This is a genomic window from Xanthomonas sp. LF02-5 (assembly GCF_034105325.1).
Taxonomy (GTDB): domain Bacteria; phylum Pseudomonadota; class Gammaproteobacteria; order Xanthomonadales; family Xanthomonadaceae; genus Xanthomonas_A; species Xanthomonas_A sontii.
Window position 1 is genome coordinate 65,165 of record NZ_JAXGGF010000002.1, and the last position, 9,836, is coordinate 75,000.

The window sequence follows — 9,836 nt, forward strand, 5'->3', positions numbered from 1 at the left end:
CGATGCGCATCCTGATCGCCGACGACTATCAGGATGCGGTGCGCCACCTGCCCTGCTTCGCGCGGCTGCAGGCGCACAGCGTGCAGGTGCTGACCGCGCTGGCGCCCGAGCGCGAGACCTTCGTTCGCCACGCCGCCGAGGCCGAGGCGCTGGTGCTGATCCGCGAGCGCACCCGCATCGACGCCGCCTTGCTGGCGCGCCTGCCGAAGCTGCGCCTGATCAGCCAGACCGGGCGGATCGGCGAACACATCGACCTGGCCGCCTGCACCGCGCGCGGCGTGGCCGTGGCCGAAGGCGTCGGTTCACCGTTGGCACCGGCGGAACTGACCTGGGCGATGCTGATGGCCGCCAGCCGGCGCCTGCTCGCCTACCGCGATGCGCTGCGAGCCGGGCACTGGCAGGCCACCGGCGATGCGCAGCTGGGCCGCAGCCTGGACGGGTTGACGCTGGGCATCTGGAGCTACGGCAAGATCGGCCGCCGCGTCGCCGCCTACGGGCGTGCGTTCGGCATGCGCGTGCAGGTGTGGGGCGGCGAGGACAGTTGTGCGCAGGCGCGCGCCGACGGCTTCGCGGTCGCCGCCAGCCGCGAGGCGTTGTTCGCCGAGAGCGACGTGCTCAGCCTGCATCGCCGCCTGGTCGCGGCCACCCGCCACCAGATCGGACTGGACGACCTGCTGCGGATGAAACCCGATGCGCTGCTGGTCAACACCAGCCGTGCCGAACTCATCGCGCCCGGCGCGCTGCTGGCCGCGCTGGACGCCGGACGCCCGGGACAGGCAGCGCTGGACGTGTTCGAACAGGAGCCGGTGCTGGATCCGCGGCATCCGCTGCTGCGGCATCCGCGGGTGCTGGCGACGCCGCACCTGGGCTACGTCGAACAGGGCAGCTACGACCTGTATTTCGGCGCCGCCTTCGACAACGTGCTGGCCTTCGCCGCCGATGCGCCGCAGCGGCTGGCCAATCCAGAGGTCCTCAGCGTCGCCGACTGAGCGGCTGGCCACCGACGCCGCGCAGCGGCCACGCCGCGCGCGATGGCGAGGTGGGCCGCCGTCGGCTCAGGTGCCGGAGGCCGGCGCAGGCCCGGTCTTGTCGGAGCCGGTCTTGTCGGACTCGGTCTTGGCAGGTTCGGACTTGGTGGGCTCGGGCTTGGTCGGTTCCGCCGCCGGCTGCTTCGCCGGGGCGGCCTTCGGCGCCGCGCCCGCCGGCTTGTGCGCCGGCTTGGCCTTGCCCTTGCCGGCCGGTGCCGCCGCGGCCGCCCGCGCCACCGCGCCGGGCTGCTTCAGTTCGGCCAGCGCCTGCGCGATCGGGCCGTCGCCCGGCAGCACGTCGCCGGCGGTGTAGCCCTCGGCGCCCTCGTCGTCGCCATGCAGGTGGCCCGGCAGGGTCGCTTCGCTGTAGTCGGCGATCGCCGCCGGCTTGTCGGCATCGTCCGCGCTGGCCTCCGGATGCAGCACCACGTCGGGCACGATGCCGCTGGCCTGGATCGACTTGCCGCTGGGGGTGTAGTACCGCGCCGTGGTCAGCTTGACCGAGTCGCCATTGTCCAGCGGCAGCACGGTCTGCACCGAACCCTTGCCGAAGGTGCGGCTGCCGACGATGCGCGCGCGCTTGTTGTCGCGCAGCGCACCGGCCAGCACTTCCGAGGCGCTGGCCGAACCGGCATCCACCAGCACCACCATCGGCGCGCCGTTGAGCAGGTCGCCGGGGGTGGCGTCGAACTTGGAATCGCTGACCGAGATGCGCCCGCGGGTGCTGACGATGGTGCCCTTGTCGAGCACGTCGTCGGCCACCTGCACCGCCGCGGTCAGCAGGCCGCCCGGATTGCTGCGCAGGTCCAGCACCAGGCCGCGCAGCTTGCCGCCGGCCTGCGCCTGCAACTGCTGCAACTGCTTGTGGAAATCGGCGCCGGTGTCGGCCTGGAAGGTGCTGATGCGGATGTAGCCGTAGCCGGGTTCGAGCATGCGGCTGCGCACGCTGGCCACGCGGATGGTCTGCCGGGTCAGGGTCACGTCGAACGGCTTGGCGACCTTGTCGCGGGCGATGGTCAGTACGACCTTGCTGCCCGGCTCGCCGCGCAGCGGCTCCATCGCCTTGACCGCGCTGATCGGCTTGCCGTCGATGGCGATGATGATGTCGCCCGAGCGCAGGCCGGCGCGCGCGGCAGGCGTGTCGTCGATCGGCGACACCACCTTGAGCGTGTTGTCCGGCAGTTGCAGCAGCTCCACGCCGATGCCGTCGTAGGCGCCGCTGGTCTGCTCGTCGAAGGCTTCGGCGTCTTCCTTGCTGAAATACGTGCTGTGCGGATCCAGGTCCAGCAGCAGGCCGCGGATGGCGGACTGCATCAGCTTCTTGTCGTCGACCGGATCGACGTAGGCTTCCTTCACCGCGTTGTAGACCGCCACGTAGCGGCGGATCTCGTCCAGCGGCACCTTGGCACTGGCCGATTCGGTGGAATCCGGATCGTCGGCGCTGGCCGCCGGGGCCGTGGGCGTCTGCGCCTCGGCGCGTTGCGCCATCGACGGCAGCGGCGCCAGAGCGAGCAACAGGGCTGCGGACAGGACTACGCGCATGAAGCACTCCGATTGGGGAAGACCCGCACCGTGCACGGCGCGGTTGTCCGGATTATGCGCGAAGCCGAGCTAAATTCGCGTTGAACGCGCCGCAGCCGCGTGGCTCAGCGGCGCTGCAGCCACGACGCCGGATCCACCGGCTGACCATTGCGACGCAGTTCGAAGTACAGCGCCGGACGGCCCTGCCCGCCGGAATTGCCGACCTTGGCCACCGCATCGCCGCGCTTGACCTTGGCGCCCGCGTCGCGCAGCAGGGTGTCGTTGTGCGCGTACAGGCTCATGTAGCCATTGCCGTGGTCCACGATCAGGATCATGCCGTAGCCGGTCATCCAGTCGGAGAACACCACCGTGCCGTCGGCGACCGCGGTGACGGTGCTGCCGGCGGGCGCGGCGATCAGCACGCCGCTGCTGGTACGCCCATCGGGCAGCCTGCCGCCGTAGCGCGCGATCAGGTCGCCCGACAGCGGCCAGCCCAGGCCACCGACCTTCAGCGGCGGCGCGGAGGCGACCACCTTGGGCGGTATCTTGCCGCCGCCACGCCCGGCCTTCGCCGCGGCCTTGGCCTGCGCCGCCTGTTCGGCCGCCTCGCGCCTGGCCGCGGCGCGGCGCTCGGCCTCGGCGCGGGCGGCGGCGGCACGCAGGTTGGCGAGCAGGGTTTCCAGCGCCTTGGCATCCTGGCCCAGCGCCTTCTCGCGTTCGCTGCGGTCCTGGTAGCGCTGGTCCAGTTCCGAGACCACGCTGGCGCGCTGCTTGCGGTCGCGTTGCAGCGCCTGGGCCTGTTCCTGCTGGCGGCGCTGGGCCTCGCTCAGTTGCTGCTTCTGTTCGACGACCTCGCGCTGCACCTGTTCCAGCGCCTGCAGTTCGTGGGTCAAGGTCGCGATGCGCTGCGCGCGCTCGCGCTGCAGGCAGCGGTGGTACGCCAGCAGGCGGTTGGCATCGGCCACGCGGTCCTGCGCCAGCAACAGCTTCAGCGGCGCATTGCCGCCGATGGCATAGGCCGCCCGCAGCAGCTGCGCCAGTTCGGCGCGCTGGCGCGTCAAACCGCTGCGCAGGCCATCGCGCTTGCGCTCGAGCTCGGCCAGGGTCTGCTGGTGCCGCTGCAGCGCCTGTTGCGTCTGCGCCAGGCTGCGGCCGGTGACGGCGACCTTTTCGTCGGCCTCGCGCAACTGGCGTGCGGCGTCGCCGCGCTTGCCTTCCAGTTGCCGGCGCTCCTCGGCCACGCTCTTCAGCTCGCTGCGCACCTTTTCCAGGCGCTTTTCGGCCTCGCGCGGATTCTGCGCCGCGGCCAACCCGGCGGTCAGCAGCCACGTCAGCGCCAGCAGGCTGCGCAACGGCCCGCGCCATTGCACGGGCGCACGCCACTCGGCCGCGCGGGGCGCGGCGGAATGCGATGGGACAGGCGCGGCTGCGGGCAAGCGAGGGTCCAGTGACTTCAGGCAGGTGTGGATTGTAGCGAAGCGTGTTGTGATCGCCCCACGATTGATTGCGGCCGCATCGCCGGCGCCCGGGAGGTGAAGGATGAAACGCATGCATCTGGCGGTTGTGCTGGCGCTGGCCCTGACGGCCGGCCCGGCGTTCGCGGGCGAAGGCATCAGCAAGGTCAACGGCAGCATCACTGCCGACGCCGGCAAGCAGTACGGCGATCTGGAAACGGTCAACGGCAGCATCACCGTCCAGTCCGGCGCCCAGGTGGGCAGCGTGGAAACGGTCAACGGCAGCGTCAAGGTCGCCGACGGCGCGCAGACCAAGGGGCTGTCCACAGTCAACGGCGGCATCACCCTCGGCGAGCGCGCGCAGGTCGCCGGTTCCATCGAAACCGTCAACGGCGGCATCTTCGTCGACCGCGGCGGCCGCGTCGGCGGCGGCATCGAGAGCGTCAACGGCAGCATCGGCCTGGTCGCCACGCAGTTGGACAAGGGCATCGAGACGGTCAACGGCGACATCACCGTCGGCCACGACTCGCATGTCGGTGGTGGCATTTCGATCAACAAGCCCAGTTTCAGCATGTCGTTCAAGCCGACGCGCAAGCCACGGGTCATCGTCGGCCCGCGTGCGGTGGTGGACGGCCCGCTGCGCTTCGAGCGCGAAGTGACCCTGTACGTGCACCGCAGCGCCAAGACCGGGCCGATCACCGGCGCCACCGCGCTGCCCTTCGACGGCGACACCGCGCCGAACAACTGAGCCGTGCCGCGACGACGCGCCCGCCCGGGCGCGTGCGGCTTGCCTATAGAATCCAGGGTTCCCTCGCCATCAGGAGCCCCCATGTCCCGCAAGCTCGTGCTGTGCCTGGCCGCAGCCGCGGCGCTGACCGCGTGCAAACGCGAAGCGCCCGCCCCGGCCGCCGACACCGCGCCACCGGCCGCGGCGCCCGCACCCGCTGCGGCGCCCACGCACGCGTTCTCCACCGGGATCGCACCGGCGGACTTCGCGGAACTGGTCAAGATGCTGTCCTCCGATGCCTTCGAAGGCCGCGGTCCGGGTACGCCGGGCGAAGACAAGACGGTCAGCTACATCCGCGACCAGATGCAGCGCATCGGCCTGCAACCGGGCAACGGCGACAGCTGGTTCCAGGACGTGGCGATGACCGAGACCACCGCGGCGCCGGGCACCACGCTCACCATCGCCCACGACGGCGCAGCACGGCAGCTGGCCTTCGGCAGCGACATGGTGGTGGGCACGCGCACCGGCCAGCCCGAGGTCAAGCTCGATGGCAGCGACATGGTCTTCGTCGGCTACGGCGTGGACGCGCCGGAGCAGAAGTGGAACGACTATGCCGGCCAGGACTGGAAGGGCAAGACCGTGGTGATGTTCGTCAACGACCCCGGCTTCCACACCGGCGATGGCAGCCTGTTCGAAGGCAAGCGCATGACCTACTACGGGCGCTGGACCTACAAGTTCGAGGAAGCCGCGCGCAAGGGCGCCGCCGCCGCGTTGATCGTGCACGACACGCCCGGCGCCAGCTACGGCTGGGACGTGGTCAAGAACTCCTGGTCCGGCGCGCAGTACGACCTGCCGGCGAAGGACGATCCGGAGCCGCGCATTCCGGTGCAGGGCTGGCTCACCGCCGAGGCGGCCAAGCAACTGTTCGCCGACGCCGGCCTGGACCTGGCGCAGGCCTACAAGGACGCCAGCAAGCGCGGCTTCAAGCCCATCCCGCTAAAGGCCAAGCTCTCGGTGGACCTGAAGAGCACCATTGCCGAAAAGACCTCGCGCAACGTGGTCGGCGTGCTGCCCGGCAGCAGCCGTGCCGACGAAGCGGTGCTGTACATGGCGCACTGGGATCACCTGGGCAAGCACGAGGGCGAACCCGGCGACAATATCTACAACGGCGCGGTCGATAATGCGACCGGCGTGGCCGGCATCCTGGAAATCGCCGAGGCGTTCGCACACCAGCAGCCCAAGCCAGAACGCTCGGTGGTGTTCCTGGCGGTGACGCTGGAGGAATCGGGGCTGCTCGGTTCCAAGTACTACGTGGCGCATCCGACCTTCCCGCTGAACAAGATCGCCGGCGTCATCAACCTCGATGCGATGCCGGTGGCCGGGCGCGCCAAGGACCTGGTGGTCAACGGGTTCGGCAGCTCACAGCTGGAAGACCTGCTCAAGCCGATCGCGGCCGCGCAAGGCCGCGTGCTGCACGCCGAAGACGCGCCGCAGAGCGGGTTCTACTTCCGTTCGGATCACTTCAACTTCGCCAAGGCCGGCGTGCCGGCGCTGTACATCGACGGCGGCGAAGACCTGGTCGACGGTGGCATCGAAGCCGGGCGCCGTGCCGCGGCAGAGTACGCCAAGCGCTATCACACGCCGGCCGACGAATACGATCCGGCGACCTGGAAGCTCGACGGCGTGATGGACGACCTGCAGGCGGTGTACGGCGTCGGCAAGGAACTGGCCGCCGGCGACAGCTGGCCGAACTGGTACGCGGACAATCCGTTCAAGGCCGCACGCGACAAGATGATGGGCAGGCCGACGTCGCTGCCCGCGGCCGAGCCTGCCGCCGGCAAGTAGGCGGCGGCTTCTCCCCAAGCTTCATGGCAACGGCGCTTCGGCGCCGTTGTCGTCTCTGCCCCCATCGGTCGCGTGGCGCACCGGGCATCGTCGCTGCCACCACCTCGTGCAGATCGCTTACCGCATGCAGCGGTGCGCGGTTGCCGGACGTCTTCCGAGCGCCTCGAATGCCGATCAGAAGCCCACGCGTAGAGCACTTCGGCCGCGACGAGAGCTACCGCCACAGAAACGCCCGGGCATGCGCTGCCCGGGCTTTCATGGCATGACGATGACGCATGACGTCACCGCGGCGGCTGACCGCCACGGTCGCCGTCGGCTCAGGCCGCTTGCTTGGCCTGCCCCAGGCTGGCCATGTCGATGACGAAGCGATACTTCACGTCGCCCTTGAGCATGCGCTCGTAGGCCTCGTTGATCTGCGCCATCTCGATCGTCTCGATGTCGGACACGATGCCGTGCTTGGCGCAGAAATCCAGCATCTCCTGCGTCTCGCGAATGCCACCGATCAGCGAACCGGCCAGCTGACGCCGCTTCATGATCAGGTTGAACACCGTCGGCGACGGGTGCGGCTCGGCCGGCGCGCCGACCAGGGTCATGGTGCCGTCGCGCTTGAGTAGGGTCAGGAACGCATCCAGATCGTGCGGCGCCGCGACGGTGTTGAGGATGAAATCGAAGCTGTTGGTGTGCGCCGCCATCTCCTCGGCATTCTTCGACACCACCACCTCGTTCGCGCCCAGGCGCAGCGCGTCCTCGCGCTTGCCGGCCGAGGTGGTGAACAGCACCACGTGCGCGCCCATCGCATGGGCAATCTTCACGCCCATGTGCCCGAGGCCGCCCAGCCCAACGATGCCGACCTTCTTGCCCGGGCCGACCTTCCAGTGATTCAGCGGGGAATACGTGGTGATGCCGGCGCACAGCAGCGGCGCCACCGCCGCCAGTTGCTCGGCATCGTGGCGAATATGCAGCGTGTATTTCTCGTCGACCACGATGTGATCGGAGTAGCCGCCATACGTGTTCTCGCCGCCGAACATCGGACCGTTGTAGGTGCCGACGAAGCCGTTCTCGCAGTACTGCTCCTCGCCATCGGCACAGGAAGCACAATGCCGACAGCTGTCGACCATGCAGCCGACACCGGCAAGATCGCCGACCTTGAAGGCACTGACCTGATCGCCCACCGCGGTGATGCGACCGACGATTTCATGGCCGGGCACCGACGGGTACTGGGTGTTGTGCCACTCGTTGCGGGCGGTGTGCAGATCCGAGTGGCAGACGCCACAGTAGAGGATCTCGATGCTGACGTCGTGCGCACCGAGCGCACGGCGCTCGAAGGTGAACGGGGTCAGCGGCTGATCGGATGCCTTGGCGGCGTATCCATTGGCTTGGCTCATGGGGAAGGCCTCGTGGTGGGTGAAAGGGGCCGAAGGGCGGTGCGCATGTAGAGCAATCGATGCCTACGCGGTCGCCTGAGGTGGAAAAGTCTAAGCGGCGGGGCATGAAAGGCACGCATCGCCACATGGAACGGTGCGATGCGCGTCGTCAAAACGCCTCACTGAGTGCGGACTGGCGCACATGTTCGGCTGAACGCCAATGCACTTGACGGTGACATTTGGACGCGCCGACCGGCATTCATCGGCAGATTGCACGTGAGCGGATCTGCAATCGATGAGAAACGCGCACCAGGAAGTGCGCGCAATGCGTCCAATGACCAGTCACAGGATCTCTTACATGCTCTGTCCACTTTGGACGCAGAGTCGGTTCGATCGTGCACTAGGCCTTGGCAGGCAGATGTTGTAGGCCAGGTTGCCGCTTGTCGACAACAGACGCCCAGGAGGCCGTGGAGGAACCGAGCCCCTCTCCCGCCGGGAGAGGGGTTGGGGTGAGGGTACGGCGCGCAGCCCCCGGGTGGCATGTCGCCACGGGGCGTGCGCCCGGCCTTCCATCGCCTGGGCGCGTCGTGTTGGTTTTTCGCCCGCGCAATAAAAAATCCCCGTCCTTGTGGGACGGGGATTTGGGGTAAAGCCCCTGGCGATGACCTACTCTCGCATGGCTTGAGCCACACTACCATCGGCGCAGCTGCGTTTCACTTCCGAGTTCGGGATGGGATCGGGTGGTTCCACAGCGCTAATTTCACCAGGGAGACGGTTGGAGTGTCGCCGCGTGCGTGTTCTCGGTTGTTGGACCGAGGACGGCAGGGCGCCAGCCTCTCATGGGGTGTGATGTAGCGAGCGAGTGAGAGCGATCGACGTGTGTCGCGCTAAGGGATGCTTATGAGGAAGCATCTTGAGGTTATATGGTCAAGCCGCACGGATCATTAGTATCAGTTAGCTCAATGCATTGCTGCACTTACACACCTGACCTATCAACCACGTAGTCTACATGGTTCCTTTAGGGGACTTGTGTCCCGGGAGATCTCATCTTGAGGCGCGCTTCCCGCTTAGATGCTTTCAGCGGTTATCGCTTCCGAACATAGCTACCCGGCAATGCCACTGGCGTGACAACCGGAACACCAGAGGTTCGTCCACTCCGGTCCTCTCGTACTAGGAGCAGCCCCTCTCAAATCTCCAACGCCCATGGCAGATAGGGACCGAACTGTCTCACGACGTTCTGAACCCAGCTCGCGTACCACTTTAAATGGCGAACAGCCATACCCTTGGGACCGACTACAGCCCCAGGATGTGATGAGCCGACATCGAGGTGCCAAACACCGCCGTCGATATGAACTCTTGGGCGGTATCAGCCTGTTATCCCCGGAGTACCTTTTATCCGTTGAGCGATGGCCCTTCCATACAGAACCACCGGATCACTAAGACCTACTTTCGTACCTGCTTGATCCGTCGATCTTGCAGTCAAGCACGCTTATGCCTTTGCACACAGTGCGCGATGTCCGACCGCGCTGAGCGTACCTTCGTGCTCCTCCGTTACTCTTTAGGAGGAGACCGCCCCAGTCAAACTACCCACCATACACGGTCCCCGATCCGGATTACGGACCTAGGTTAGAACGTCAAGCACGACAGGGTGGTATTTCAAGGATGGCTCCACTGCAGCTAGCGCCACAGTTTCATAGCCTCCCACCTATCCTACACAGACGAACTCAACGTTCAGTGTAAAGCTATAGTAAAGGTTCACGGGGTCTTTCCGTCTTGCCACGGGAACGCTGCATCTTCACAGCGATTTCAATTTCACTGAGTCTCGGGTGGAGACAGCGCCGCTGTCGTTACGCCATTCGTGCAGGTCGGAACTTACCCGACAAGGAATTTCGCTACC

At 67.3% G+C, this 9,836-nt stretch carries 6 protein-coding genes and 2 rRNA genes (1 of these 8 cut by a window edge); 3 read left to right on the forward strand and 5 right to left on the reverse strand.

Annotated elements, in window-relative coordinates; genetic code table 11:
* Nucleotides 1–2: 2 nt before the first annotated feature.
* Nucleotides 3–989 carry a D-2-hydroxyacid dehydrogenase family protein gene (locus SLW52_RS06340; protein WP_295968820.1) on the forward strand — a complete coding sequence of 329 codons (987 nt, stop codon included), beginning with the start codon at nucleotides 3–5 and terminating at the stop codon, nucleotides 987–989.
* A gap of 66 nt (nucleotides 990–1,055) precedes the next feature.
* Here the strand turns inward: SLW52_RS06340 and SLW52_RS06345 are convergent, their stop codons facing one another.
* Nucleotides 1,056–2,570, reverse strand: coding sequence for a S41 family peptidase (locus SLW52_RS06345; protein ID WP_152180585.1), 1,515 nt, complete (start codon nucleotides 2,568–2,570; stop codon nucleotides 1,056–1,058).
* Nucleotides 2,571–2,674: 104 nt separating this feature from the next.
* Nucleotides 2,675–3,901: a peptidoglycan DD-metalloendopeptidase family protein gene (locus tag SLW52_RS06350; RefSeq protein WP_320740071.1), complete on the reverse strand. Its 1,227-nt coding sequence runs from the start codon at nucleotides 3,899–3,901 to the stop codon at nucleotides 2,675–2,677.
* Nucleotides 3,902–4,088: 187 nt separating this feature from the next.
* On the opposite strand from SLW52_RS06350, the gene SLW52_RS06355 reads away from it, so the two are divergent.
* Both SLW52_RS06355 and SLW52_RS06360 read left to right on the forward strand, forming a co-directional pair.
* Entirely contained in the window at nucleotides 4,089–4,751 is a 663-nt protein-coding gene (locus SLW52_RS06355) for a hypothetical protein (RefSeq protein ID WP_017908044.1), read from the forward strand.
* Between the two features lie 81 nt (nucleotides 4,752–4,832).
* A complete protein-coding gene (locus SLW52_RS06360; protein WP_320739768.1) occupies nucleotides 4,833–6,575 on the forward strand; it encodes a M28 family metallopeptidase in 1,743 nt (580 codons plus the stop codon).
* Between the two features lie 317 nt (nucleotides 6,576–6,892).
* On the opposite strand, the gene SLW52_RS06365 is transcribed toward SLW52_RS06360, so the two are convergent.
* The 3 genes from SLW52_RS06365 to SLW52_RS06375 form a co-directional block, all read right to left on the reverse strand.
* Nucleotides 6,893–7,960: an NAD(P)-dependent alcohol dehydrogenase gene (locus SLW52_RS06365; protein ID WP_267082660.1), complete on the reverse strand. Its 1,068-nt coding sequence runs from the start codon at nucleotides 7,958–7,960 to the stop codon at nucleotides 6,893–6,895.
* Between the two features lie 632 nt (nucleotides 7,961–8,592).
* Nucleotides 8,593–8,707: ribosomal RNA gene (gene rrf, locus SLW52_RS06370) — 5S ribosomal RNA — on the reverse strand.
* A 155-nt stretch (nucleotides 8,708–8,862) separates the two neighbouring features.
* Nucleotides 8,863–9,836: ribosomal RNA gene (locus SLW52_RS06375) — 23S ribosomal RNA — on the reverse strand; it runs 1,906 nt beyond the window's last position.